At 62.1% G+C, this 26,657-nt stretch carries 24 protein-coding genes; 7 read left to right on the top strand and 17 right to left on the bottom strand.

Features of this window, described 5'->3' with window-relative positions; all coding sequences use genetic code 11:
* Window positions 1-200: 200 nt before the first annotated feature.
* The 17 genes from CAF63_RS15730 to CAF63_RS15810 form a co-directional block, all read right to left on the bottom strand.
* Entirely contained in the window at window positions 201-893 is a 693-nt protein-coding gene (locus tag CAF63_RS15730) for a GNAT family N-acetyltransferase (RefSeq protein WP_085686545.1), read from the bottom strand.
* A gap of 117 nt (window positions 894-1,010) precedes the next feature.
* The gene (locus CAF63_RS15735) at window positions 1,011-1,799 is read right to left on the bottom strand and encodes a ChbG/HpnK family deacetylase (protein WP_085686195.1); all 789 of its coding nucleotides are present in this window, start codon (window positions 1,797-1,799) and stop codon (window positions 1,011-1,013) included.
* Window positions 1,771-2,958 (bottom strand): GNAT family N-acetyltransferase, encoded by a 1,188-nt coding sequence (locus CAF63_RS15740; protein WP_085686197.1) that lies wholly within the window; start codon window positions 2,956-2,958, stop codon window positions 1,771-1,773. The genes CAF63_RS15735 and CAF63_RS15740 overlap by 29 nt, the downstream gene beginning before the upstream one ends.
* 4 nt (window positions 2,959-2,962) lie before the next feature.
* On the bottom strand, window positions 2,963-3,652 hold the full coding sequence (locus CAF63_RS15745; protein ID WP_085686199.1) for an N-acetyltransferase: 690 nt from the start codon (window positions 3,650-3,652) through the stop codon (window positions 2,963-2,965).
* A gap of 68 nt (window positions 3,653-3,720) precedes the next feature.
* Window positions 3,721-5,640: a hypothetical protein gene (locus tag CAF63_RS15750; RefSeq protein ID WP_085686201.1), complete on the bottom strand. Its 1,920-nt coding sequence runs from the start codon at window positions 5,638-5,640 to the stop codon at window positions 3,721-3,723.
* Window positions 5,637-6,956: a lipopolysaccharide biosynthesis protein gene (locus CAF63_RS15755; RefSeq protein ID WP_085686203.1), complete on the bottom strand. Its 1,320-nt coding sequence runs from the start codon at window positions 6,954-6,956 to the stop codon at window positions 5,637-5,639. Before CAF63_RS15755 ends, CAF63_RS15750 begins: the two co-directional genes overlap by 4 nt.
* Window positions 6,953-7,954, bottom strand: a complete 1,002-nt coding sequence (locus CAF63_RS15760; RefSeq protein ID WP_085686205.1) for a polysaccharide deacetylase family protein — start codon at window positions 7,952-7,954, stop codon at window positions 6,953-6,955. The genes CAF63_RS15755 and CAF63_RS15760 overlap by 4 nt, the downstream gene beginning before the upstream one ends.
* Window positions 7,955-7,967: 13 nt before the next feature.
* Window positions 7,968-9,104, bottom strand: a complete 1,137-nt coding sequence (locus CAF63_RS15765) for a glycosyltransferase (protein ID WP_085686207.1) — start codon at window positions 9,102-9,104, stop codon at window positions 7,968-7,970.
* Window positions 9,097-10,065: a glycosyltransferase family 2 protein gene (locus CAF63_RS15770; protein WP_085686209.1), complete on the bottom strand. Its 969-nt coding sequence runs from the start codon at window positions 10,063-10,065 to the stop codon at window positions 9,097-9,099. The genes CAF63_RS15765 and CAF63_RS15770 overlap by 8 nt, the downstream gene beginning before the upstream one ends.
* On the bottom strand, window positions 10,062-11,432 hold the full coding sequence (locus tag CAF63_RS15775) for an O-antigen ligase (RefSeq protein WP_085686211.1): 1,371 nt from the start codon (window positions 11,430-11,432) through the stop codon (window positions 10,062-10,064). The genes CAF63_RS15770 and CAF63_RS15775 overlap by 4 nt, the downstream gene beginning before the upstream one ends.
* Window positions 11,429-12,520 carry a glycosyltransferase family 4 protein gene (locus CAF63_RS15780; RefSeq protein ID WP_085686213.1) on the bottom strand — a complete coding sequence of 364 codons (1,092 nt, stop codon included), beginning with the start codon at window positions 12,518-12,520 and terminating at the stop codon, window positions 11,429-11,431. Before CAF63_RS15780 ends, CAF63_RS15775 begins: the two co-directional genes overlap by 4 nt.
* Window positions 12,517-14,109: a Wzz/FepE/Etk N-terminal domain-containing protein gene (locus CAF63_RS15785; RefSeq protein WP_085686215.1), complete on the bottom strand. Its 1,593-nt coding sequence runs from the start codon at window positions 14,107-14,109 to the stop codon at window positions 12,517-12,519. The genes CAF63_RS15780 and CAF63_RS15785 overlap by 4 nt, the downstream gene beginning before the upstream one ends.
* Window positions 14,110-14,126: 17 nt before the next feature.
* Complete coding sequence (locus CAF63_RS15790; protein ID WP_085686217.1) at window positions 14,127-15,152, bottom strand: polysaccharide biosynthesis/export family protein; 1,026 nt, start codon at window positions 15,150-15,152, stop codon at window positions 14,127-14,129.
* A 21-nt stretch (window positions 15,153-15,173) separates the two neighbouring features.
* The gene (locus tag CAF63_RS15795) at window positions 15,174-15,821 is read right to left on the bottom strand and encodes a CpsD/CapB family tyrosine-protein kinase (protein WP_085686219.1); all 648 of its coding nucleotides are present in this window, start codon (window positions 15,819-15,821) and stop codon (window positions 15,174-15,176) included.
* On the bottom strand, window positions 15,821-16,567 hold the full coding sequence (locus tag CAF63_RS15800) for a sugar transferase (protein ID WP_085686221.1): 747 nt from the start codon (window positions 16,565-16,567) through the stop codon (window positions 15,821-15,823). The genes CAF63_RS15795 and CAF63_RS15800 overlap by 1 nt, the downstream gene beginning before the upstream one ends.
* 18 nt (window positions 16,568-16,585) lie before the next feature.
* Complete coding sequence (locus CAF63_RS15805) at window positions 16,586-17,623, bottom strand: NAD-dependent epimerase (protein ID WP_085686223.1); 1,038 nt, start codon at window positions 17,621-17,623, stop codon at window positions 16,586-16,588.
* Window positions 17,620-18,972 (bottom strand): UDP-glucose/GDP-mannose dehydrogenase family protein, encoded by a 1,353-nt coding sequence (locus CAF63_RS15810; RefSeq protein WP_085686225.1) that lies wholly within the window; start codon window positions 18,970-18,972, stop codon window positions 17,620-17,622. Before CAF63_RS15810 ends, CAF63_RS15805 begins: the two co-directional genes overlap by 4 nt.
* 390 nt (window positions 18,973-19,362) lie before the next feature.
* Here CAF63_RS15810 and CAF63_RS15815 point away from each other — a divergent pair, with 390 nt between their 5' ends.
* From CAF63_RS15815 to CAF63_RS15845, 7 genes are all read left to right on the top strand, one after another.
* The gene (locus tag CAF63_RS15815) at window positions 19,363-21,060 is read left to right on the top strand and encodes a sulfatase-like hydrolase/transferase (RefSeq protein ID WP_085686227.1); all 1,698 of its coding nucleotides are present in this window, start codon (window positions 19,363-19,365) and stop codon (window positions 21,058-21,060) included.
* Between the two features lie 173 nt (window positions 21,061-21,233).
* Entirely contained in the window at window positions 21,234-21,887 is a 654-nt protein-coding gene (locus CAF63_RS15820) for an ABC transporter ATP-binding protein (RefSeq protein WP_085686230.1), read from the top strand.
* A complete protein-coding gene (locus CAF63_RS15825) occupies window positions 21,884-24,355 on the top strand; it encodes an FtsX-like permease family protein (protein WP_085686232.1) in 2,472 nt (823 codons plus the stop codon). Before CAF63_RS15820 ends, CAF63_RS15825 begins: the two co-directional genes overlap by 4 nt.
* Window positions 24,345-25,412, top strand: coding sequence for a lipocalin-like domain-containing protein (locus CAF63_RS15830; protein ID WP_085686234.1), 1,068 nt, complete (start codon window positions 24,345-24,347; stop codon window positions 25,410-25,412). Before CAF63_RS15825 ends, CAF63_RS15830 begins: the two co-directional genes overlap by 11 nt.
* 86 nt (window positions 25,413-25,498) lie before the next feature.
* On the top strand, window positions 25,499-25,741 hold the full coding sequence (locus CAF63_RS15835) for a hypothetical protein (RefSeq protein WP_007956199.1): 243 nt from the start codon (window positions 25,499-25,501) through the stop codon (window positions 25,739-25,741).
* A gap of 11 nt (window positions 25,742-25,752) precedes the next feature.
* Window positions 25,753-25,932, top strand: coding sequence for a hypothetical protein (locus CAF63_RS15840; protein WP_085686236.1), 180 nt, complete (start codon window positions 25,753-25,755; stop codon window positions 25,930-25,932).
* An 83-nt stretch (window positions 25,933-26,015) separates the two neighbouring features.
* Entirely contained in the window at window positions 26,016-26,600 is a 585-nt protein-coding gene (locus CAF63_RS15845) for a hypothetical protein (protein WP_085686238.1), read from the top strand.
* The last annotated feature ends 57 nt before the right edge of the window (window positions 26,601-26,657 follow it).

The following is a 26,657-nucleotide window of genomic DNA, read 5'->3' on the forward strand; positions in this document are numbered from 1 at the left end:
TAAACTTGCTCGGGTCGTATTCGCACTACTAAAGGGGCAGAGCGAATACCAGCCGAAAGCAAGTTGAGGGTTGCCCCTCAACCATAGAATCTCCCACAGTGTTTGCGGCGTACACAAATATGTAGTTCACCGAGAATTACTGTGGGAGCGAGCTTGCTCGCGAAAGCGGTAGAGAGAACGCCGCAAATCTCAAAACTGGATCAAGCCTGCGCAGCCGCCGTCACCACCGGCCGTCCCGGTTTGCGCAGCGGGTCCAGGCGTGAGCCGGCGTAGCGGGTTTCGCGGAAGAACCGCCATTTGCCGAACAGGCAATAGACGTGAGTGACGCGGCCCTGTTCGTGGTAGCCCATGCGGATGTGCAGTTTCAGCGCCGGGATGTTGTGGGTTTCGCAGACATCCACCACTTTGTGGCAGCCCTGAGCGGCCATGGCTTCCCAGAGGGCGATCTGGACGTCCACCGACAGGCTGCTGCCGAAGTAGGCGCGGGTCATTTCGCCGCCGAACTCGAAGAACTCGCCCGGTTTGACCGGGAAAGTGCAGCCGTAATAGTGGCGGTCGTGGTAGTCGCGAATGCTGCCCCAGATGAACGCCACCGCATGGCCGTCGGCGTCCAGGTACATGTGCCCGGTGTGGCCCTCGTTGGCCAGTTCGGCCATGGTCTGCACGCGGTCACCGAAGTGTTTGGCGAACGCGCCGGCATTCTCGGCGGTGATGTCGACTTTGCGCAGGCCGTCGTAGGGGCGCAGCTTGTGCGGCGGTACCGGGCTGACCAGGTCGCGCTCCATCCACAACAGTTCCCAATGGAAGAACACGTAGCGTTTCCACAACGTGCCGAAGGTGCGGCCCAGGCCTTTTTGCTTGATACGTTCACGCAGCTTTTGAATGACGCTCATGATGCCCTCCGTGGCCGAAGCCCGGGTGTTGTGGATGTCGCTTTTGTGGGTATAGATCACGCCTGCAAGTTCATGTCAAAGCGCCAGCTTTGAAAGTATTGCAAGTTGTGTAACGGTTCAGAGTGCCGCAGCACCGCGTAGAAAATCCCTGTTCAAGTCGGCATAGGAAACCCGTGGAACGCCCGTCAGCCGCTGCTCTAGCACGCGGCTCAGGGACTCTCCGGGTTGCAGATAGGCATCACCGAAGTCCGCCCCGAGCTGGTTTGGATGGGCGACTATTTCCAGCACACCGTCGGTCGGCGCGGGCGCGTTGCGCAGGTCCACCGGCGTGCAGACGTAATCCGCCGTAACCCCGGCCAGACCTTGCAACCGACGGTTGAGCAAACCCTTGAACACGCGTTTGGGCAGGCTGAGGTTTTGCCCCAGGTTGCGCGCCAGGCGCACCGGCACCCCTTGATGGGCGGCGAAGCGCGCGACGATCTCGCCGATCGGCCAGATGTTGTGCACGTGCTGATGTGAATCGAGGTGGCTGGGACGCACGCCGTGATCGACGCAGCGCTGCCACTGCGCCTGCAATTCTTCCTGTACCGCCTCGCGATCTTCACGGCCCAGCCACAGGCTGTGGCGCGCCAGGTTGAGGTCGAACACGCCGTGGCTGTCGCAGAAAGTGCGACGCTCGAGAATGGCCCGGCTCAAGGGGCGGCCGTAGGTCAGGTTGAAGTGCAGGCCGATCCGCCCTTCCAGCAGCGGCAGCCGGGCCATGGCGCAGGCGGCTTCGAACGCCGGCATGTTGGCCATGGCGGTGGCGGAACTGATGACCCCGGCCTGGAACGCACCGAGGATCACCGCGTTTTCGTTCGGGCTCAGGCCGAAATCGTCAGCGTTGACTATGACTTGGCGAGGCATGTTCGCCCTCCTTGGTGGGGTTGATCACAGGTGTAGCGACGACCGCCGCTTTGGCCGCCGCACGCTTCGCCCGCCATTGTTGCAACGCAGGCTTGAGCCGGTGCCAGACGCGCAGCCCGAGCCCCAGCAACAGACCGCTGGGGCGCCACGAGTAGAAGCTCCAGCGCCAGTGCTCCAGTTGCCCGGTCATGCGTTCATGCAGCTGATGGCTGGAGTTTTCCAGGCTGACCCGCGAGGCATCGATCCAGTGCCAGTTGTCATCCAGCCCCCAGCGAATCCATTCCTCCAGCAACACCCGGCCGCTGCCGAGGTCGGCGTATTGCGGCAGGAAAGCGAGGTTGTAATCGTAGAGCCGGCCCTGCTCGAACAGGCCGAGCCGATAGCTGATGCAACGTCCGTCCAGCTCCAGCATCACCACGCGCACCCGGCCCGAAGTGGCGAGGGCGGTGAAGGCGTTTTCCATGCAACGGCGGCTGCGTTCGTTGGCAAAGATCCCGACGCCTTCGTCGCCTTTCCAACTCACTGCTTCGACTTCGCTGATGGCCTGCAGCAACGGACCCATGCTGGTCGCGTCAGGAGTGATCCGCCGGACTTCGGCGCCGCACGCGGCAATCCGTTTGCGTGCCCGGCGCAGTTTGTAGCGCGGGTCGCCCGAGACTTCCTGGCGGTCGGCGTCGTTGATCAGGTGCACCGGCACCCGGCAGCTCAAGCGACGTTCGCCGGTGGAGCTGCGGGTCATCCATTCGGTGAGCCCGCTTTCGTCGCCGACCGGCTCGGCAATTTCGTTGAGTTGCAGCAGGGCGTGAGGCACTCGCTGGCGAATCAGCCGCAGGGCCTGGCGCATGTCTTGGGCGTTCAGCAGTGATAACAATGCCAGGCGATCGGCCAGCGGATAACCCAGGTGATGCACCACCCGAAACGGCAATTCGAAAAACCGTTCAAGACTCGCCACCAGTGGCAGGCACAGGCGCAATTCGTCTGCTTCCCAACCCAGCAATACATGCAGGCGCTCGTGCGCGTCGAGCGCCTGCTCTGCCGCACACAACCAGTCGAGGCTGTTGAACGGCGTGTGATCCGTCACCCGCAGGCGCAGCGCTTCATAGGCCGCCGCCGGGAAGTCAGGTGCGCACAACGAGGTGCGCCATTCGAATTGCGCCATAGGCTCAGGTCGCCGTTGCTGTGACAGGTGGACGGGAAGGTTTGCGCAGCGCATCCAGGCGCGAGCCGCTGTAACGGGTTTCGCGGTAGAAGCGCCAGCGGCCGAACAACTCATACACATTCATGATCCGGCCCTGTTCGGCATAGCCCATGCGCAGGTGCAGCTTGAGTGCCGGGATGTTGTGGAACTCGCAGACGTCCACGACTTTGTCGCAGCCCTGGGCGGCCATGGCTTTCCACAGTTCCAGTTGCAGGTCCACCGACAGTTCGGTGCCCCAGTAGGCGCGGGTCAGTTCACCGCCGAACTCGAAGAACTCGCCGGGTTTCACCGGAAACTCGCAACCGTAGTAATGCCGGTCGAAATAGTTGTGCGGACAGCCCCAGATGAAGGCCACTGCGTCGCCCTGATCGTCCAGATGCATGTGCCCGGTGTGATCTTCCCGGGCCAGTTCCGCCATGGTGCCGACGCGGTCGCCGAAATAGCGGGCGAAGGCACTGGCGTTGTCCGGGGTGATCTTCACCACCCGCAGCGGCGGGTAGGGTTTGAGACTGTGGGGCGGCACCGGACTGACCAGATCGCGCTCCATCCACAGCAGTTCCTGATGGGAAAAAATGTAGTGTTTCCACACCTTGGCCAGCGTGGCCCGCAGGCCTTTCTGCTTGATGTGGGCGCTGAGTTTTTGCAGGACATTCATGCTGTTCACTCCTGATGACGATGTATCGCGCGGCGCGAGGCCCGCGCGGCCAAACATCAAAAGGGCGGTCATGAAGCGCTCCAGCTCAGGGCAAACAGGGTCTGTCCCGGGAGTTCGAAACGCACTCGACCGTCCTGGCAGTGAAAAGGTGCGTCGCGGCTGCGATTGTCCGCGCCGAAGTAGCGCAGGGCGCCGTTGTTCAACGGGCATTTGGCGCCCGCCAGATCGACACGCTGTAAGCGCGTGCCTTTGTTTACACCGAGCAGCCCGCGTTGATCGTCGCCGGCCATCGCCAGCACATCGACTTCGAACGCGTCGTTCTCCAGCCACAGCACGTTCTGCAGCCAGTGCTGCTGGATGAACTGCTGGGCCAGGCCCACGGGTTTCAATTCGAAACGGTCATCGCCCAGCACCCGCAACATGCCTTTGGGATATTGCGGCTCATCGGCGGCCTGGAACCAGTTGAGCATCGTCAGCAAACCGTCCTGGGAGGCGTTGATCACCACCGAGGCCCACCACAGCGAAGTTAAATGGGTTTCCTGATCGTAGGGGCTCAGGCTCGAGCCGCTGGACAGGTTGGTCTGGTCCAGCAGCAAGGCCTTGCGCGGCTGACCCTTGGCGTCGAGGCCGACCAGATCCGCCGCCCGGCGCACGCTGTCGCGGTAGACCCGGGTGGCGAGCAGGTCGCGAATCATCCATTCGTGCCAGGCCAGCGCATCGACCTGATCGGCGGACTCATTCAGCAGGCGCCGGGCCCAATCGATGCCACGCTTGTTGGCCGCGTTGTCGGCGAACGGGCCGTTGACCAATCGCGAACTGGCCGGCATCGCGATGCGCACGCCTGCTTTTGCATTGGCGGGGTCGCTGCGTACTTGGCGGGCCATGCTGGTGAAGATCGAACGGTATTGCTCGTAGCTCGAATAATTCAGGTTGGGCTCGTCGGCGAACCCGATGTAGTGCGTGCCTTTGCCGCCCAGCGCACGGGTGCCGGCGAGCCAGGCGTCGAGGCCGCTGTTGCTTTGCACGTCGGCGCGCAGATCGGCCTGACGCTGACTGCCGGCGAGCAACGTGATGTCCTGACGAATGCCGAAACGATCCTGATAGACCTGGCGAAACGCATCTTCGAAGTGGGGTTTGCTCGCCGTTACGTCGACAAAACTGTAGAAACTGGCGGCCGTCGGTTTTAGCGCATCGAGCAGCGGATGACTAGCCGGCGGCGGCATCACGTAGGGCAGGGCGATGCCCAGATCCGGGGTGCGGCCGAGGACTTTGTCGTGCAGAGTCAGGCGCGTCTGGCCGTCGTCTTCGCGCAGCGGTTTGAGCTGTTGCGGGGTCTGCGCAAACAGATTGGCCGTGCCATCGAGCCAGAACGCCGCTTTGCCGCTGCCTTGCAGACGCAGGCGCCAGACCTGTTCGTGCTCGCTGACCGGCAACGCCACCTGATCGAACTGCCAATAGGCGCGATAGGGTTTCAGCGCCAAGGACAGCTGTTGTCCATCTTCGACCCGCTGCGCTTGCAGGGCGCTGACCCCGCCGTGGAACTTGCCCGCCAATATCGCGTGCTCACCTGCGGCGACTTTGAAATACAGTTCATCGCCGTTACGGGTTTCCGCACTGAAATGCACCTTGGCCGGGGCGAACAGGGCGACGGTGTTTTCGTCGTGTTCGACCCGATAACTGCGGAAGCTGTAGCCGGGGATCTCCAGCTGATAACTCGCGGCGCCCGGCGCCAACGGCCAGCTCTGACTGCCACGGGTTTCACTGGCCTTGATCAAGCGCTCGTCCTGCAATTGTCCCCGGCCGTCGAGCAGGTAAATGTGCTCTTCGTTGGCCTCCGCCTGCCACGCCGGCGCCCAGCGCACGGTCACCGTGTCGGGGCGATCCGCTTGCAGGTACAGGCTGCCGTCACGAATGTCGCCCCAGCGCATCGACGCCGCAAAGGCATCCAGCGACAGACCGAGACCGAGCAGCAGGGCCAGGCCTTTCATGCGGATTTCCGTTGTAAAAAGCGGCGCTGCAACATCAGCCACATCGGTGTGAGGTCGCTGGGCACGATGATCAGGGTTTGCCAGAACGCCACGCCGCTCAACCGGCAGTACAACACCAGCATCGCCACGGTCACCGCCAGATAGGCAATCGACGAAGCCGCCGCCGCGCCGACGATGCCGTAGGCCGGAATCAGCAAAAGATTCAGCGCAAGGTTGAACAGCGCGCCGATCCCCATCATCAACGACACCGTGCCGGGGCGATTTTTGCCGATCAGGTCCAGGCGCAGGATGCTCGCGTAGCACAGGCCCAGCAGCCCCGGCAGCAACGCCAGCAGCGCCGGATACGCCGGTTGGTAGGCGACGCCGAACAGGGTGACGATCAGCCATTCGCCGATCACGGCCATGGTCAGGCAGGCGCCGAGCATCACCGTGGCGGTCAGGCGCAGGGCCAGCGGGGTGACCTTGTCCATGCCTTCGTCCTGTTGCAGCAGGCGCTTCATCAGCGGTGTGGTCACCGCTTCCGGGACGATCAGCAGCAACTCGGCGGCGGCGCTGGCCATCGCGTAATGTCCGAGGGCGGTGCTGCCGAGCAGGGCGCCGATGAACAGGTAATCGGAACGCAGGATCACTTGCTGGAACAGCAGATCGGGATGGCTGCGCGCACTGAAGCGCAGCAGTTCGTTCTGGCTGGCGCGGTCCCATTGCAGCTGCAACGGCTGCGCGCGTTTGAGCCACAGCCAGCCGACCAGTACCACCAGACTGATGCCGGCCAGCCAACTGATCAGCGCCGCTTCAAGCGCCGCTTCTTTCCACATCCAGAACAGCGCGAGAAACAGCAGCAGCGGCGCCAACGATTCCACCAGGCGCAAGGCATTGAACGCGACCACCCCGCCGGACGCATTGTGAAGGGTCAGCAGACCGCTTTTGAGAACGGTCAACGGCACCGCCAGCAGCAACAGCCAGGCCAGCAGACCGAGTTGCACGGTCACGTCCAGTTCACTGCCGAACTCGCGCACCAGCGCCACCACCAGCAAGGTCAACAAACCGGCGAGCAAGCAGCCGAACACCAGCACCTGAGCCAGCAACAACCCCATCGGCCGTTGCTTGGCCGCCTGATAACCGACCGCCGAATTCAAACCGCCGCTGGTGGCCGCGCTGATCAGATCCGGCAAAGTGCTGAGCAGAGCGAACAGGCCCCGTTCGCTGGGGCCGAGAATTCGCGCCAGCAGCACATTCCTCAGCAGGCGCAGGGCGATCATCGCCAGTTTGGTGCCCATGCTCAGCGCCAGATGCTTGAGGTAACTGCTTCGACTCATGGCCGCGCCCCGCGATAGATCCGCCACGACAGCAGTTCCGGATTGCGCGCGGTGCGCTGGCTGACACCGAAACGCGGCAGGTTCAGCGGATCACCTGCGCCGCGATAGATGCCGCTGCCAGTGCCGAGCGCGAAGGGGTAATCGTGATGGGCGATCTGTTCGCGCACCCGCTCGTCGTTGTCGCCGTTGGGGTAGCAATACACCGGCAGCGGCCGGTTGCAGCCATTGAACATGGCATCGCGGCTGCGGCTGATTTCTTCGCCCAGGCGCACATCGTCAAGGCCGGTGAGGATAGCGTGACTGGCGCCGTGGGGGCCGAAACGCACCAGACCGGAAGACTCCATCGCCCGCACCTGATGCCAGTCCAGTGCCTGGGGTTGCGACTCTTGCGGGCACTCGTCGGTCAGGCGTTCGAGCATCATCGGGTCAAGCGCTTTAAGCCCTTGCAGGTAATGCAACAGGGTCAGGCTGCGCCGATCCACATCGATGTCATCCAGCAGTACTGGCAACGGCTGGCCGATCGATCGCAGGCATTCGATCAGGTGCGTGCGGGCTTTTTCGCCATGGCTGCCCCACAGGGTTTCGCCGATGCTTTCCCACCAGAAACGCTGACGGCTGCCGATGAAATCGGTGGACAGAAAAATGCTCGCCGGCACCTGATGTTTCTGCAGCAGCGGGAAGGCGTTGGCGGCGTTGTCGCGCCAGCCGTCGTCGAAGGTCAGCGCCACTTGCGGACGCTCGGTGCGCAAGGCGTTGGGCTGGAGGATTTCCATCAGCGGCACACAATCGAAATGCTTGCGCAGCCACACCAGCAAGTGCTCGAAGGCCTTGGGCCCGACGCACAGTTCGTTGCGGTGCGGCAGGTCGGCGGCGCGGTCGTTGGACAGCACCCGGTGCAACATCAGGATGACGCCGGCGCCGTGTAACTGGTTTCGCCCCACGGACGAGTTGAGATAGAGCCAGCCGCTGGTGCGTTTAATCAGTTGTTTGATCGCCATGGCTCTGTCCCTCTCAACGGTTTTGGTCAGGGTTCCACTGGGCGTAACGCTGGCCGCGCAGGAACTGCCACAGGCCGATGCTCATGCCCGCCAGTGTTACCAGCAGGAATGCCGCAAGGCGGAACGGTTTGGGCAAGCGGTGTTGCGAATCCAGCAGGCCGGCAATCGCGATGGCGTAGCCGATCAGTTGCGCGATCAGGCTCAGGCGATAGAAACCGTGCTCTTCCCACAGCCAGAAATTGCTCAGCAGCAGCGGCAGCAAAAGGATCGGCGCCAGGCGGCGGATCAGCTTGTGGCTGATCAACGCAATCGAATACAGCCCGTGCTTGAACGGATTGAGCAGTTCACTGCGTTGCGCCAGGCTTTGCAGCCCGCCGACGGTGACCCGCTGGCGACGGCGGAATTGCTTGTCGGCTTCATCCACGCCGTGGTCGATCACTTGCGCTTCGGGCACGTAGACGATGCGTTTGAATTTCACCGGCGCACAGGTACTGATGAAGAAATCGTCGTTGACCTCTGCCGGCACGTTCTCGAACAGTTCGCGGCGCAGGGCGAGCAGGGCGCCGTCGGCGGAGACCATGCAACCGGTGCGGTTCTCGACCCGACGCAACCAGCCTTCGTAGTGCCGATAAAGGCTGTCGCCGATGCTCAAACCGCCGCCGGTGACCGGGATTACCATGTGCCCGGCGCAGGCGCCGACCTGCGGATCGCTCAGGGGCGCGAGCAGGTAGCCGAGGGTTTCCCGCGACCATTGGTTGTCGGCGTCGGTGAACACCAGAATGTCGCCCGTGGCCAGCGCCGTACCTGCGTTCAGCGTGGCGGCCTTGCCCTGGCGGGGCAGGTCGAGCACGGTGATTCGCGGGTCGACGACCTTGTGCGCGCAGGCCACGGTGGCGTCGGTGGAACCGTCGCTGGCCAGGATGATTTGCAGGGTCGCCGGTTGATAATCCTGGGACAGCAGCGAGCGCAGCTTGTGTTCGATGTGCCGCGCTTCGTTGTGGGCGGCGATGACGATGCTGATGTTCAGCGGCGGTGCCGGGCTGTGGCGCCACGCCGGGAACAGCGGCGCAAGCAGCGTCAGCAGCAGCGGGTAGCCGACATAGGCGTAGACCGGCAGCAGCAGGCACATCCAGAAAATGAATTCAGCCACGGGCAGGCCTCCTGGCGTTCCAATGACACAGACTGAGAATGAACGCGGCACCGGCCAGGTGCAGACGCACCCAGTGCAGGCCCCACAATTGCAGGGTGAAGCCGAGGTCATGTTGACGATGGCTCTGGCGCACACTGAGCACCAGCGCCGGGATCAGCGTCATGGTCACCATGATTGCCGCGTGGTGGGGGAAACCGTTGAGCAGCGCGGAAATCGCCAGCAGATCCAGGACCCACGCCACCAGCGACAGCGACGGGAAGCGCAACAAGCGCAGGCTGAATCCGTGGGTGCGCAGCAGTTGCAGATGACTGCCCTGACGCCACATTTCCTTGCCCATCCATTCGCGCCAGTTCATTTCGTAGCCCCAGTGCAGGGCCACGCTTTCGTTGACCGCGAGCAACCGCGCGCCGTGTTCGTGCAGGCGCAGGGTGAATTCCTTGTCTTCGCCGGTGCGCAGGTTTTCATTGAAACCGCCGACCTTGTCGAACCAGCGCCGGCGCAGCAGCAGGTTGGCACTGGGCAGCCAGTCGACGACATGGGCGGCGTGATTCGTCGGGCGCAGGGTTCGGCGTTGCCACGCGGTGGCGTACCACGGCGCGGCGGCGGGGGTGTGCAGGTCGAGCCCGAAGACATCGGCCTGGCCTTCGGCTTCGAGCGCGAACAGTTGGGTGAGCCAGTCTTCAGGCATCTCGATATCAGCGTCGATGAACGCCAGCCATTCTCCGGTGGCGATGGCCGTGCCGCGATTGCGCAACGCGCCGATCAACAGGCCTGGCATCACCAACACATGCGCCCCGAACTGCCGGGCGATCTGTGGTCCGTCGTCGCTGGAGCCGTTGTCGACCACGATCAGCTCGCATTCGACATTCGCCGCGTGGGCGGCTTTTTGCGCGGCCAGCAGGGTGCGACCAATGTGCCGCGCCTCGTTGAACATCGGGATGACAATACTGATCCGGCTCATGCTGTGGCCTCCGTCATCGGCGCCTGCTCGGCTTTCAGGCGCAGGACGCTGGTCAGCGCGAGCATGATCCACAGGTATTTCTGGTTCGGCGCGCTGAGGAACATCAGGAACAGCGTCAGCGACAGGAAACTCACCCCGAGGTGGGTCATCAGATCCGCCTGTTGCCAGTTGCGCCGCAGCATCCATTCCTTGCGCGCACGCATCAGGTTGTACAGGCCCAGCGCGAGCATGCCGACGAACATCAGGCCGGCGGGAACCCCCAGTTCACTGAATATTTCCAGGTAGGTGTTGTGCGCCCGGCGGTACAGGTCGCCGATCTTGCGGTTGGCGGAAAACGCTTTGGCGTAACCGGTGGTGGCGTAGTGCAGCGGGAAGGTGCCGGGGCCGGAACCGAGCAGCGGGTTCTCGCGGATCATCTGGCCGCCGACCACGATGTACGAGGCACGGCGGCCGAGGGATTCATCGTTGTGGCCTTTGGCACCCGCGCTCAAGACGCTCAGCGATTGAATGCGCGCGATGTAACCGGCGGGCATTGCATAGATCGCCAACGGAATCACGATCGCTGCACCGAGCATGGCAAAGCCGAGGTGACGCGGACGGATCCGCGCCAGTTGCGTACGGTAGTGCCAGCAACCGATCACCAGACTCAAGGCCAGCACCACCAGCCCGGAGCGCGATTCGGTCTTGGTCATGCCGCCAAGCAACAGCAGACAGCATCCGCCCCAGAACAGCCGGTGCAACAGGTTCGGGCTGCGGATCACCAGCAGCAGCCCCAGCGGAATGGCAAACGCGATCAGCAGAGCGAAGGCGTTGGGGTCTTCGAGCAGGCCGGCGGCGCGCCCCTGATCCTGGAATTTGGTGGAGAACATGGCCATGGCGCAGGTCGTACTGACAGCCAGGGTCACCAGTCGGGCGAACAGGTCGAGGTTCAATTCGCGGCCGATCAACAGGGTGATGACAAACAGAATCAGGCCGACACTGATTTCCCGCAGGTGACCGAGCGACATACCCATGTCATCGGTGTTGAGCAGGCTCAGAAAGTACAGAGTCATAAAGGCGATCAGAAAGCGCCAGATATTGCTGCGCAGGCGATCCGAGGGAATCTGGTGCATCGCCAGTTGCAGCATCAGGATCACCGCCAGCGAAGCGCCGATCAGTTTGCTGCCCGACAGAGAGCTGTCCTTGAAGAAACCCTCGAACGGCACCAGGGCGGCAATGCCGAGCAGGCCCCAGGTCGGTTTGCGGTACAACACCGCGAACCCCACCAGACCGAGCACTGCGCCCGGCGCAAGGTAGGGCCAGGGGCTGGCCAGCAGAGCGATGCAGACCAGGCCCAGCAGACTGACGATCGAGAGCGGGAAAATCATGCGCGTGCCTCCCGTGCCGTGCGGATGTACAGCTGCGACCAGCGTTCGGCCAGGGCCTTGAGGTCGTAGCGATCCTGTTGCGTGCGTTTTGCGTTGTCGCGCAGTTGCCGCGCCAGGCCTGGCTCGGACAGCAACGTGTCGAGCTGGCGGGCGAGGGCGGCGCTGTCGGTCGGGGCGGCGAGCAAACCGTTGTGGCGGTGCTCCAGCACGTCGGGAATTCCGCCGACGCCGAATGCCACCACCGGCACCCCGGCCTGCATCGCTTCCAAAAGAATCATCGGCGTGCCTTCGGTGCGCGAGCTGATCACCAGCGCATCGAGTTGCTGCCACCAGTGACGCATGTCGGTCTGGTAACCCGGCAAGCGGATGCGCTGCTGCAAACCGGCGGCGTCGATCCGTGCCTGCAAGTCTTCGCGTTCCGGGCCATCGCCGAGCATCACTGCATCGAGTTGCCGGTGCTGATGACACAGCGGGATCAGCGCGTCGAGAAACAGATCCGGGCCTTTTTCACTGCTCAGACGCCCGACGTAACCGGCGAGCCAGCGTTGCCGGGGTGCATCGGAAAGCAGGGCAGCGGCTGCCGGCAATCCGTTGGGGATCACCTGCAACTTCTCGGCGCGCACGCTGGCCTGACGGTGCAACACCGCGATGCTTTCAGCGACGCAGACCACCCGATCCACCGACGCCGTGCGGCACAGTTGCAGACTCAGCCAGGTGTAGAACTTCTGCTTGCGGCTGCGCGGAGTAAAACCGTGTTGAGTGATCACCAGCGGCAGACGCAACAGCGAGGCGCCGACCCAGCCGAACAACAGGCCTTTGAAATTGTGGGTGTTGATCAACGGACGTTCACCGCGCCGCTGACGCAAGTGCCGCAGCAGGGCAGCGAGCCCTGCGCAGCCTTGTGCATCGACGCCGGCCTCGCGAAAACGCGCGATCAGTTCCGGCGGCGCATCGAGGAACAGCACCTGGTGCTGCCCCGGCGTCGCCTGGCAATGATCGAGCAACATCCGCTCGGCCCCGTAGAACCCGCCGCTGCTGAGCAAATGCATGATCGGCAGGGCGGCGTTCGGGGAGGACGGCGTGTTCAATTGCGCACCCAGTGCACGAAGCTTGGTACGGTCCAGTTCTTGTGCGGATTGCTCGGCAGTGCATTTTGATCGTTGATCACCAGCAGCACCGGCAGGCCCAGTTCGTGGCTGATTTGCGCCGGGTGTTTGAAGCGGTGATCGAAGAACTCACGCACGTAGACCAGTGCAATCGCGAGTAACAGACCGGTGAACAGCCCGAACGGAATGATCAGCATCGGTTTCGGGAACGCCGCTTCGGTCGGCTCGAACGGTGGGCTCAAGACCCGGGCGTTGGACAAGTCGTCGTTCAGCGAGCGAGTGGTGCTGCTTTCGGCAAAACGCTGGGCGTAGGTCGAGAACGCGGCGTGCAGCGCGTCGATCTCGGTGTCCATCTGCCGCAGCTTGCTTTGGGTCTGCTGCAACTCATGGATGCGCGCCTTGAACTCGGCGATGCGCGCGGTTTTCTGATCGATCACTTGCTGTACCACGGCCAGGTCGTTGGTGCGTTCCTGGATGCGGTTGCTCACCACTTTGAGGAACTGCTGGCGGGTACGGGCGATTTGTTCGCGGGTCAGCAGCATCGGTTCGCTGCCGGGCTGGAACACGGCCAGATCGTTCATGTAGCGGCTGACCTGAGTGGTCAGTTGCTCGCCCAGCTGTTTGATTTCCCGGTCTTCAAACGCCACGTTGTCCACGGTGGTGGTGAAGGTGTAGGGGAAGGTGTAGTCGTTGAGCTTGTTGTTGCTGGCGGCGGCCAGGCTGGTTTTCAGGTATTCCAGCCAGCGTTGGCTTTGCAGCAGGCGATCGCGATACAGGTTCAGCGCCTGTTCTTCGGTGTTGATCGCGTTGAGGCGGAAGGTGATTTCTTCTTTCGGATCGGACGCACCGACACTTTCCAGCAGCGCCTGACGATTGCCTTCCAGTCCATCGAGACGCACCTGATACAGATGCTTCTTGGTTTCGTAGAACGATTGCGGCAGGTCGATCGATTGCAGTGCCTGACGGCTCACCAGGTAGTTTTGCAGCAAGGCGGAAACGAAGGTCGTGCCTTGATGCGGATCGGGGAAGCTGTAGACGATCGAGATCACGTTGGAGCCAGGCAGGGTCTCGATTTTCAGGCTGTCCATGGCTTGCTGGGTCAGTGCATCGAGTGCAGTGTCGCGCACCGGATCGGTCTCGAGCCCCAGCGTGTTGCGCACGGGGTTGATCACGTACTGACGCAGCGGCGAGCTGATGTAGCGCTTGAACGGCTCGCTCACCAGTTTGCTGAACATGCCGGGCGACGGAGTGTATTCGCCCTTGTCGCGCAGCTCGCTGATGGTCTGACGGATCAGCGCCGGCGAGCGCAGGATATTGCTCTCGGTTTCCATGTCCGCCAGCGACGGCGGAATGAAGGTGGCGTTATCCACGGTCAGCGACGTGGTGGCGTCGCCCTGTGAAAGTTTTTTCGACTGCACGATCACCTGAGCGGTGATATCGAAGCTCTGTTTGAGCAACAGCGGCAGCACCAGCGCGATCACTGCAAAGATCAGGAAGACACGCTTCACCAGTTGCTTGTTGGCGAAGAAGATCCTGAAGAACTCATGCAGGTAGTTTTCCTTTGGATTCATGATCGGTCACCTGAGAGTCAGTTGTTGTTGCTGTCTTTGTTGTCGACGCGGTAGCCGAAGCTGAAACCCACACCCTGGAACAGCACCACGTCGGCCAGTTGCCGGGCGAGTTCGCCGGCGCTGGCCAGTTTGGTTTTCGGCACGTAGAGCATGTCGTCCGGTTGCAGGTAGGCGATTTGCGGCGCCTCGCCCGACAACGCTTTCTCGACGTCGTAACGCACGGCCTGCACCTGATTGCCGTTGCGGCGCATGATCACCACCGAATCCAGCCGCGCCTTGACGTTGGTGCCGCGCGCCAGGGTCAGCGCTTCAAGCACCGACACTGGCCGGCGGATCGGGTAGGAACCCGGCTGACCGACTTCGCCCAGCACGTAGATTTCATTGCCGGCAGTGGACTTGAGCAGCACGTCCACGGTCATCCGCCCCGGCAGTTGCGCGTACTTCTTGTTGAGGAAGGTTTCGAGCTGGTTGACGGTCATGCCTTGCAGCGGCACGGCGCCGATTTCCGGGAAGCTCGCGTAGCCGTCGGTGCCGACAGTGATCTCGCGGCTCATGCCGGTGGCCGGGTGGTTGAGGGCGTTTTTCAGGTTCTGCTCGTTGGTCAGCGGGCTGATGATCTGCACCGTCAACTGATTGCGGTTGGGCTGGAACAGCTGTTTTCGTTGATAGGCGCGCTGGATTTCCTGGCGCGCTTCATCGCTGGTCAACCCGGCGATCTTCACTGAGGTGTTGGCGCCCGGCAGCTCGATGGTGCCGTCCGGCAGCACCAACTGGTTGCCGTTGAGCTGGCTGGCAGCGGTGAAGTTGAGACCGATCTGGTCACCCGACTGCACACGGTAGGCGTCCGAGCCGCTGGTGCTGATGTGGAAGATTACATCCAGCACGTCTTGCGGGCGCAGGGTCTGTTCGACCTTGGGCATGTCGGTGGCCTGAGCATTGGCCGGGGTGGCGGTGAGGATATTCACCGGCATGTTCTGGGTGTCGGAAGTGCTTGAGCAACCTGCGAGCGGCAGCATCAGCAGAACCAGTATCTTGGCGTTCATGGCGTCATCCCTCGCGGTTGCTTACAGGTTTTTGTACAGCCATTTGGGCATGTAGTACTTGCGCCGGTTGAACACGCTACCGACCACCTTCGCCCCGGCCTGGGTCAACCGCTGCACGGCCGCTTGCGCGACTTCCCAGCGGGTGTCTTCGGCCCGTACCACAAACACCACACCGTCGACCTGAGTGCTGATCACCAGGGTGTCGGCAGCCGAATACACCGCGTCGCCGTCGATCACCACGAAGCGGTACTGACTGCCCAACTGGTCGAGCAACGGGCTCAGGCGCTCGGCGGTCAGGTGTTCCATGGTGCGGATCGGCCGACCGTTGGGCAGCACGTGGAACGGCAGGCTCGACACCTGCACCACACAGTCCTGCAACAACGGCGGGTTGTCGGGGTTGAACAGCAGGTCGCGCAGGCCGCGCTCCTTGTTCAGGTTCAGTTGCTGCGTGAGGTTGGTCGCCGACTGGCTGGCGTCGACGTACAGCACCTGGCCGCTGCTCATCTGTGCCAGTTGGCTGGCCATGGCCAGGGCGCTGGTGGTGGTGCCGGCGCCGGGGTTGGCGGCGGTCAGGAACAGGATCCGCAGATCCAGGTCCAGCACGGTCGAGGTCAGGTTCGACTCGCTGGGGCTGGCGATGCTCAGACTTTTGTTGGTTGAACCGTCCATTAGCTTGCTCCGTGGCCGCTGAATACTTTGAAAGGGGTTTTCAACAGGATCTTCAAATCAAGCAAAAGGCTCTGCTCGGCGATATAGCTGAGGTCCAACTCAACGCGCTGGTCGAAGTCGATATTGCTGCGTCCGGAGATCTGCCACAGGCCGGTCATGCCGGGGTAGATCGCCAGGCGGGCGAGGTGACTGTCCTTGTAGCGATAGGCATTGAACGAGGTCGGGCGAGGGCCGACCAGGCGCATGTCGCCAGTCACTACGTTGATCAGGTTGGGCAATTCGTCGAGGCTGGTGCGCCGCAGGAAGCCGCCGATCCCGGTGATGCGCGGGTCCTGGTCGATCTTGAAGTCGATGGCGTCGGCACCGTGCTTGTTCAGGTGGCGCAACGACTCCTTGAGCTCTTCGGCGTTGGCGACCATGGTCCGGAACTTGTACATGCCGAATTTGCGCCCGCGATAACCGGTGCGTTTCTGCACGAACATCACCGGGCCTTTGCTGGTGAACTTGATGGCCAGCGCCAGACCGATCAGCAATGGTGAAAACACCAACAGAATCATCAGCGCGCCAAGGCAGGCCACCACCCGATTGGTGCGCGACAGTTGCCATGGGCGACCGCCGTCACGGCCGCTGAACCAGCCGCGACCCTGACGATGGATCGCCGCGTCGAGGCGCATTCGCTGTTCCGGATCCATGCGTTTGTCACGCACCAACTGTTGGATCGGTACACCTTTCTCATGTCCAGTCATGGAGTCCTCCGCTGAGGTTCAGCCGCGAGCGGCGCGTGGGTGACAGGCAGTGGGGTAGTAGTCGCGGAACCAGGCGATGAATCGCCCCAGGCCCTCATCCAGCTCGATCCGGGGCTGGAACCCGGTGGCCTGGGCCAGGTCGCTGGCCTCGGCGCAAGTGTTGAGCACGTCGCCCGGTTGCAGTGGCAGCAGTTCCACCACGGCTTTGCGGCCGAGGTGTTTCTCCAGCAGGGCGAGGTAGGTTTTCAGTTCCACCGGGTGCTGGCCGCCGATGTTGAACAGCCGCCACGGGGCCATGCTGCTGGCCGGGTCGGGTTGTTCGCGGTTCCACTCGGGATTAGCCCGTGGCGGTTGTTCGATCAGGCGCGCGATGCTTTCGATGATGTCGTCGATGTAGGTGAAGTCGCGCTGATGCTCGCCGTAGTTGAACAGCTTCAGCGGCGAACCTTCGCTGATCGCCTTGGCGAACTGGATCGGCGACATGTCCGGCCGGCCCCAGGGTCCGTACACCGTGAAAAACCGCAGCCCGGTGCATGCAATACCGAACAGGTGGCTGTAGCTGTGAGCCATCAGTTCGTTGGCTTTCTTGGTGGCGGCGTACAGTGACAGCGGGTGATTGACGCCGTCCTGCACCGAGTAGGGCGTGCGCTGGTTGGCGCCGTACACCGAACTGGACGAGGCGTAAATCAGGTGCTCGACCGGGTGCCGGCGGCAGCACTCCAGGATGTTCAGAAAACCGTCGAGATTACTGTCCAGATACGCCCGTGGATTCTCCAGCGAATAGCGCACGCCTGCCTGCGCCGCGAGGTGCACGACCACTTGTGGCCGTTCGCGCACGAACAGCGCTTGCAGAGCCGACGCGTCCGCCAGGTCAATCGTGGCGAGCTGGAAATCCCCCGTCTGTTCGCGCACCCAATCCACCCGATCGTGCTTTAGCTGCGGATCGTAGTAGCCGTTGAAGTTGTCGAGGCCAATCACCTGATGCCCGTCGCGCACCAGCCGCAGTACGCAATGAGCACCAATGAACCCGGCCGCACCGGTAACGAGGATTTTCATGGCCGCAACCCGTCAGGTGCGATGTGGCGCAGACCGATGCCGCTGTAGTGCAGACCGGCGGCTGCGACTTGTTCCGGGTTGTAGAGGTTGCGGCCGTCGATAATGACTTTGGAGCGCAGCTTGCTGGCCAGCAGCTCGAAATCCACCACGCGGAAATTCTTCCACTCGGTGCAGATCACCAGTGCGTCGGCATCCTCCAGGGTGTCGTCGCGGGTGGCGCACAGGTGCAGGTCATTGCGGTAACCGTAAATGCGCCGGCATTCGGACATCGCTTCCGGATCGTAGGCCTGCACGCTGGCGCCTTCGGCCCACAGCGCATCCATCAGATAGCGGCTTGGGGCTTCACGCATGTCATCAGTGTTGGGCTTGAACGCCAGGCCCCAGATCGCGATCGATTTGCCGGCCAGGCCTTGAGGGAATTGCGCCTTGAGTTTGCTGAACAGGATGTGCCGCTGGCTGTCGTTGACGTCGGTGACGCTGCGCAGCAGTTTCAGCGGCATGCCGTTGTGTTCGGCGGTGTGCAGCAGGGCGCGTAAGTCTTTGGGAAAGCACGAGCCGCCAAAACCGCAGCCGGGGTAGATAAAGTGATAGCCGATGCGCGGATCGGAGCCGATACCCTTGCGTACCGCTTCGATGTCGGCGCCGAGCAGTTCGGTGAGGTTGGCCAGCTCGTTCATGAAACTGATGCGGGTGGCGAGCATCGCGTTGGCCGCGTACTTGGTCAGCTCGGCGCTGCGGTTGTCCATGAACATCAGTTTTTCGTGGTTGCGGCAGAACGGCGCGTACAGCTCGCTCATCTGCTCCCGTGCAATATCGTCGCGGGTGCCGATGATGATCCGGTCAGGTCGCATGCAGTCGGCGAGGGCGCTGCCTTCCTTGAGAAATTCGGGGTTGGACACCACCCGCACCGCCAGGGCGCTTTTGCCGCGCCGTTGCAGTTCTTCTTCAGCGGTGTGCGACACCTGATCCGCCGTGCCGACCGGCACCGTGGATTTGATGATCAGCGTGCGATCGTCCTCCATGAAACTGGCGATCTGTCGAGCGACATTCAGCACATGACTGAGGTCAGCCGAGCCGTCTTCGTCGGCCGGCGTGCCCACGGCAATGAAGATCAATGCGGCATGTTCCACCGCGTCGCTAGCTTGGGTGCTGAACAACAAACGACCCGCTTTGATGTTCTCTTCCAAAGTTGCCGAAAGGCCCGGTTCACTAATAGGAGGAACTGCCTGTTGTAATTGCTTGATCTTGTTCGGATCAATATCTACGCACATAACCCGATGTCCGACATCGGCAAGTGCAGCAGCTTGTATCAGGCCAACATAGCCCGTACCAAATACGCTCACGTCCATATTGGCGTGCCTCGTAAGACGGTGGTGGGAAGATCAAATTTGAACTGTCAAAAGGGGTATAGCGCAGAGTTGGAAAAGCATGTCAGCAAAATGACATGTTGCACGTGTATAACACCCCCGTTTTTGGGGGCGAATGGCCATCAAGTGCTTGCTGTAGCTGGATTTGTCCCGTTCTTGACATGTTTTTCACATTTAAAAGAAAGCGACAAACGGTGGTAGCCCTCGAAATCAAAGACTTCCAGCGATCAAGGTGTGTCAGTTTTGAGTCAATGTTTTTTTGACGCTTTTATGAAAAACCCGGCATTTCTTGCGCTTTGATGGCCCGGTGCTAGTGTCAGGTTTTGACCGACAAACTCTTGACTCGCGCTGCTCAAGCGTTCCGGAATCGCCATGTTTAGATATTTGAAAGAACTGCTTTTAATTATTTATCTGCTGTTTTATTCCGATTATTACCTTGAGCGGTTAAATGCTATCGGGTTCGGTTTTTCTGTACTGCTTTTTGGCGCGATGTTTTTGGCGCTGACTTTCGCATTATTACTAACGGCCTATATACGTCAGACTTTCATTCGACACTTGTTCGCATTAGTAATGTTTGTTTCAGCGGTGTTTTTCGATGTTTATACGAGGGTGACCGCCGATTACCTGACTTACAGCAGTTTCGTCTCGCTGGTGTACTCCGGCGGCTTCATCCAGGAGGCGGCGTATCAGTACCGGGGAGCGATCATCCACGGGCTGCTCAACGGGTTGTTGCTGCTGATCGGCATCGGTCTCAAACCCCGTCATTCGATTCCGGTGCCCAATGCCTTGCGCGTGGCGGCGCCGTTTTGCGGCGTGCTGCTGCTCAGTGCCGTTTTGTTCGTGCGGGCCGGGGAGGGCGCGCGGGGTTTGCCGATCATGTACACGCCGCTGGCCTATCTGAACCTGTTTGGCTATGAGGCGCTGCACAACACCGTCGGCCCCCGTGAGGCGGTGACCCTGGCGCGAAATGGTCCGGCGGTCGGCCATGACATCGTGCTGATCATCGACGAGAGCATTTCGGGCAATTACCTGGACATCAACGCGCCGTTCGGCGTGCACAGCAACCTCAAACAGGCCCGTCCGGGCGTCGAGATCTTCAATTACGGTTACGCGGCGTCCATCGCCAATTGCAGCGCCGACACCAACATCACCCTGCGCTACGGCGGCACGCGCGCCGACTACATGCGGATCAACAGCACGCTGCCGTCGATCTGGCAATACGCCAAAAAGGCCGGCATGCGCACGGTCTACATCGATGCTCAGCGCACCGGCGGCAACCTGCAGAACCTGATGAACGACGCCGAGAAAAAGGACATCGACGAATTCGTGCAATTCGACCAGACCAGCGTGCGCGACCGCGACATGGCCGCCGCGGCCAAGCTGATCGAACTGCTCAACGACGACAAGCCGGAGCTGGTGCTGATCAACAAGGTCGGCGCGCATTTTCCGGTACACGACAAATACCCGGACGCTTTCATGGCTTACCGCCCGACCTTGCCGCGCGGGCAGTTCACGGAAGTTGCCGACACTGGCGAACGCACCGGTTTCAACGGCCAGCCGGATGACTGGGTGCTGTACCGCAACGCCTACAAGAACACCGTGCTGTGGAATGTCGGCGAGTTTTTCTCGCGAGTGTTTGCCCAGGCCAATCTGAACAACGCGCTGCTGATCTACACCTCGGACCACGGCCAGGATTTGCACGAACGCGGCAATCCGGGACTCAATACCCACTGCGGCGGCGACCCGGTGGAGGAAGAAGGGCTGGTGCCGCTGGTGGTGATTCAGGGCGAACAGTTGCACACGCTCGACTGGTCGGCGCAACTGGCGGCGAACAAGGATCGCTCCAGTCACTACAACATCTTCCCGACCCTGTTGCAGTTGATGGGCTACGACCTGCCGGGAATCGAAGCGGTCTACGGCAAACCACTGAGCGTGGCGACGGCGGATGAGTTCACCTTCAACTACCGCTTCAATGCACGGCTGGGGGCCAAACCCGAGTGGAAACACATCGACCTGAACAGTATCGTGACGCCGGGTGAAGCGCCGACGAGTGTGGCGGTGGGGCAGTGATTTATTGGTTGTCTTGGCTGGCCTCATCGCGAGCAGGCTCGCTCCCGCATTTGGAATGCAGTTCCCTGTGGGAGCGAGCCTGCTCGCGATGAGGGTGGATCAAACACAGCAGAGTTCAGATCCATTCCTTGTATCCGCTATCCTTGGCCGACACGGATCGATCGGATGGCGGCATGCTCCAGGTTCAAAACGTCTTCAAAAGCTACCTCACCCCGCAAGGCCCGTTGCCGGTGCTGCAAGGCATCGACTTGACGCTCAAGCCTGGCAGCAGCCTGGCGCTGATGGGCGAGTCGGGCAGCGGCAAGAGCACGCTGCTGCACCTGATCGCCGGGCTCGACAAGGTCGACAGCGGCGCAATCAGCAGCGGCGAACATCGGCTGGACCGGATGAACGAGGCGCAACTGGCCAACTGGCGGCGCACCGAAATCGGTCTGGTGTTCCAGCAGTACAACCTGATCGGCAGCCTGCGCATCGAAGACAACCTGGCGTTTCAGGCGCGACTCGCCGGGCGGCATGACCCGCGCTGGCAACATCATCTGGTGCAGCGTCTGGGGCTGGGCGAATTGCTCAAGCGCTATCCCGAACAACTTTCCGGCGGCCAGCAACAGCGGGTTGCGCTCGCTCGGGCGCTGGCGGCGCAACCGAAATTGCTGCTGGCCGACGAGCCCACCGGCAGCCTCGACGAAGCCACCAGCGACGAAGTCCTGCGACTGTTGCTGGAATTGCTCGACGACACGCCGACCACCCTGCTGATGGTCACCCACAGTCAGCGCGTGGCGGCGCGGCTGGCGGAGCGGGTGGTGTTGTCCAGCGGTCGATTGACGTGAAGGTTTTCCGCCACGCGCTGATCGCGCTGCTCAGTCACTGGCGGCGCCACCCGGTGCAGTTTTTCAGCGTGCTGACCGGGCTGTGGCTGGCCACCAGTCTGTTGACCGGGGTCGAAGCGCTCAACAGTCAGGCGCGGGACAGTTACGCGCGGGCCAGCCAAATGATCGGCGGCGAGCCCCAGGCCAGCCTCAGCACGCCGAACGGCGCGACGTTCCCGCAACAATGGTTCGTTGACCTGCGACGTCTGGGCTGGCCGGTGTCGCCGGTGCTGCAAGGTCGGTTGATTCTTAAAAATCACGAAAACCAGCGCCTGCAGTTGATGGGCATCGAACCGGTGTCCTTGCCCGGTGACAGCGCGGTGGCCGGGCAGGCGATGCCGATTGAGCGCGTCGTCGAATTCTTCACCCCGCCGGGCAGCACCTGGATTTCGCCCGAGACCTTGCGAGCGCTGAACCTTGCCGAGGGCGCGACCCCGGCCACCGAAACCGGCCAGACGTTGCCGCCGCTGCGGGCACAAACCGACATGGCCCCCGGCGTGCTGCTGGTGGACATTGGCGTCGCTCAGCGCGTGCTCGAACAGCCCGATCAACTGTCACGTCTGCTGTTGCCGAAGGATTTTCACGCCGACGTCCCGGCCGCGTTCAGGGGCCAGTTGCAGCTCAAGAGCAGTGGCGAGGAAAACAACCTGGCGCGACTGACGGAAAGCTTCCACCTCAACCTTGATGCGCTCGGGTTTCTCTCGTTCATTGTCGGCTTGTTCATTGTCCACGCGGCTATCGGTCTGGCGCTGGAGCAGCGCCGGGGATTACTGCGCACCTTGAGGGCCTGCGGGGTCAGCGCACGGATGTTGATCGCTTGCCTGATCGTCGAGCTCGGCGCGTTGGCGTTGATCGGCGGGTTGTTCGGCGTGGTCAGCGGTTACTGGCTGGCGAGCGTGCTGTTGCCGGACGTCGCCACCAGCCTGCGCGGTCTGTACGGCGCGGAAGTGGCGGGGCAGTTGCGACTGAGTCCGTGGTGGTGGTTCAGCGGCATCGGCTTGAGCCTGCTCGGCGCGTTGCTGGCCGGGGCCAACAGTTTGCTGCGGGCGGCGCGTCTGCCGCTGCTGGCGGTGGCGGATCCACAGGCCTGGCATCAGCAACATGCGCGCTGGTTGCGGCGTCAGGGTTGGGTGGCCGGCGTGTGTGCGGCGATTGCGTTGGCTGCGCTGGTGTGGGGCAACAGCCTGGCCAGCGGTTTCGTGTTGATGGCGGGGCTGTTGCTCGGCGCCGCGCTGGCGTTGCCGGTGTTGCTCAGCGCGCTGCTCAACGGTTTGCTCGGGCGCAGCCGCTCGGTGCTCGGGCAGTGGTTTCTCGCCGATTGCCGCCAGCAATTGCCGGCGCTGAGCCTGGCGTTGATGGCGCTGCTGCTGGCGATGGCGGCGAACATCGGCGCCGGCAGCATGACCGCCGGTTTCCGCCAGACTTTCAACGACTGGCTCGAACAACGGCTCACCGCCGAGCTTTATCTGAACCCGAGCAACCCGGCGCAGGCGCGAGAGCTGTACACCTGGCTCAAACAGCAACCCAGCGTAAAGGCGATCATGCCTAACTGGCAGGTTTCGGTGACGCTGCAAGGCTGGCCGGCGGACGTGTTCGGGATCATCGATCATCCGCATTATCGCCAGCACTGGCCGTTGCTCGAAGCGCGGGGCGACGATCCGTGGGCGGCGCTGGCGAGCGACGATGCGGTGATGCTCAGCGAACAACTCGCCCGCCGACTCAAGGTCCGGCCGGGCGATCACCTGACGATTCCCACACCGGGGCTGCCATGGTCGCCGCGCATCGTCGGCATCTACGCGGACTACGGTAATCCCAAGGGCCATGTGCTGGTCAACAGCAATCACCTGCTGCGCGGCTGGCCGCAGCTGACGCCGAACCGCTTCAACCTGCGTATCGACCCGCCGAACATCCCTGCGCTGCTCACGGCCTTGCAGGCCCGCTTTCAGCTTGATGACAGCCGCATCGTCGATCAGGCGCGGCTCAAGGGCTGGTCGGTTCAGGTGTTTGAACGCACCTTCGCCGCGACAGCCGCGCTCAACAGTCTGACCCTGGCGGTCGCCGGTGTGGCGCTGTTCATCAGCCTGCTGACCCAGAGCCAGAGCCGTCTCGGCCAGCTCGCACCGTTGTGGGCGTTGGGCGTGACGCGGCGGCAATTGATGCTGCTCAACCTCGGGCAGACGTGGCTTCTGGCGCTGCTGACGCTGGTGCTGGCCTTGCCGTTGGGCATCGGCCTGGCGTGGTGTCTGGACGCGGTGATCAACGTGCAGGCCTTTGGCTGGCGTCTGCCGCTGCGGGTGTTTCCATTGCAGTTGCTGCAACTGATGGGGCTGGCGCTGCTGGCGACGTTGCTGGCTTCGGCGTGGCCGCTGTATTCGCTGTACCGCACGCAACCGGCGGATCTGTTGAGGACGTTTGGCCATGAGGATTAGATTCGTCGGGATGGTGTTGCTGTTGATGCTCGTTGGCTGCGATGACAAGGCGCCGGAGCAAAAAGGCTTCGCCGGAATGGGCAGTCAGGCGCAGGCGTTTACGCCGGTGGTGCCGGGGCGGGTGTTCAGCTTCCCGGCGGATCACGGCGCCCATGACGGCTTTCGCATCGAATGGTGGTACGTGACGGCCAATCTCAAGGATGCGCAGGGCAACGATTTCGGCGTGCAGTGGACGTTATTCCGCAGCGCCCTGAACGCCTTGCCGCCTCAGCCGGGCTGGGCCAACCAGACGATCTGGCTCGGGCACGCGGCAGTGACCTCGGCCAGCGTCCACCACGCCGCCGAGCGTTATGCCCGTGGCGGCGTCGGGCAGGCCGGGGTGCGTGCGGCGCCGTTCGAGGCTTGGATCGATGACTGGCGTTTCGTCAGTCAGGCGAGCGATCCGCTGGCCGACCTGCAACTCAGCGCCCGGGACAAGAACTTCAGCTACCTGTTGCGCCTGACCTCCAGCCGCCCGCTGGTGCTGCAGGGTGACAAGGGTTTCAGCCAGAAATCCGAACAGGGCCAGGCGTCGTATTACTACAGTCAGCCGTTTTTTCAGGCCAGTGGCACCCTGCAGATCGACGGCCAGACCTACACCGTCAACGGTCCGGCGTGGCTCGATCGTGAGTGGAGCAGCCAGCCGCTGACCGCCAATCAGACGGGATGGGACTGGTTTTCCCTGCATCTGGACGGTGGCGAGCACGTCATGCTCTACCGCATGCGTCAGAAGGAAGGGGCGCCGTACCTCACCGGCACGTGGATTGCCGCCGATGGCCAGACCGAAACCCTGCACGCCGAGCAGATCAAGCTGACCCCGCAAGGCACTGCGAAGGTCGCCGGCCGTTCAATGCCGGTGCGCTGGTCGATCGGCATTCCGCAAAAAAACCTGCAGATCACCCTCGATGCAATCAACCCCGACGCCTGGATGAACCTGCGCATTCCGTATTGGGAGGGGCCGGTGCGCCTGAGCGGCAATCGGGACGGGCAGGGCTATCTGGAAATGACCGGGTACTGATTCCGCGCACCGTGCCGCGAAGGAATCGATTGGAACTCTCTCCAGGATGCCCCCTCTACCGAGGAACATGGCCGAGGATCCGATCCATGAGCGAGGAACTGAAATCTCCAGACCTGACGACCTGGCAGCAGATGTTTGACGATCAGACGTACTGGCAACAATCCCCGGATGCCCATTACTTCGATCTGCAGCGCATCGCTGACGATTTGCTCGGCCAAGGTGCCATCGATCTTGAGCAGTGGCAGATTCTCAGAGCCAAGGCCGATGACTTGCACAAGGACTCACCCGCCGTGAATGTTGCGCGGGAACTCGACGACCCCGAAGCCTGAGGAGACCTGGAATGAACACTGTCCCTGATAACGAGCACCCCGACGAACCTCGTCCGCCGGGTGAAACCGAGCGCGACAACGACGCACTGCGTCCCACCGATCCCAAACAGCGGCAGAACTCCGGGAAAGGCACCGCCAGTGGCGAGTCCACCGCGCAGGACACTGCGCAACGATCGCGGAACAAACCCTGAAGGGCGTCTATGCTCACTGGCACGTCCGTCGCTGACCACGTCGGCGATGGGTGCTGCCATCCATCACAGGGAATGTACCGCTTATGAAGCTCCAAGCACTGACGCACGCCATAGCACTTGCCACCGTCCTTTCTGCTGCCAGCCTTTCGGCGACGGCCGCCGATATCCCGCTGTCGGCCGCTGTCGAGGCCGACCGTGTCACCACCAAAGTGCTGGCGGTTGACCCGGTCAATCATCAGGTGGTCCTTGAAGGCGCGGAAGGTCGCCAAGTGCACATTCAGCTCAGCGACAAGGCGAAAAACCTCGGTAATTTGAAAGTGGGCGATCTGGTACAGATCGAAGTGACCCGCTCTGTGGCCGCTTATCTGGACACCGACGTGGATAAAGGTCTGCCTGGCTCCACCGAGCGTACTGGCGAGCTGCGCAACGCCGTGGGCAGCAGCAACCCCGGTGGCGAGGCTTTCCGCCAGGTTCAGGTGCAACTGAAAATCACCAAAATTGATTTGGCGACAAACCAGGTCACCCTGGAAAACCCTTCGGGCCAGTCGAAAACCCTCAACGTCGAAAAGCCTGAGATTCAGGCCAAACTGAAAGATTTGAAAGTCGGGCAAAGCGTCGTTGTCACTTACACCGATGTATTAAAAGTGACCAGTCAGCATGAAAGTTGAGTATTGACTCTACAGAATGGCTGTTCTTGTACAAGTAATTGTATGAGAACAGTCATA

The organism is Pseudomonas sp. B20(2017), from assembly GCF_002113125.1.
In the GTDB taxonomy this organism is placed as follows: Bacteria; Pseudomonadota; Gammaproteobacteria; order Pseudomonadales; family Pseudomonadaceae; genus Aquipseudomonas.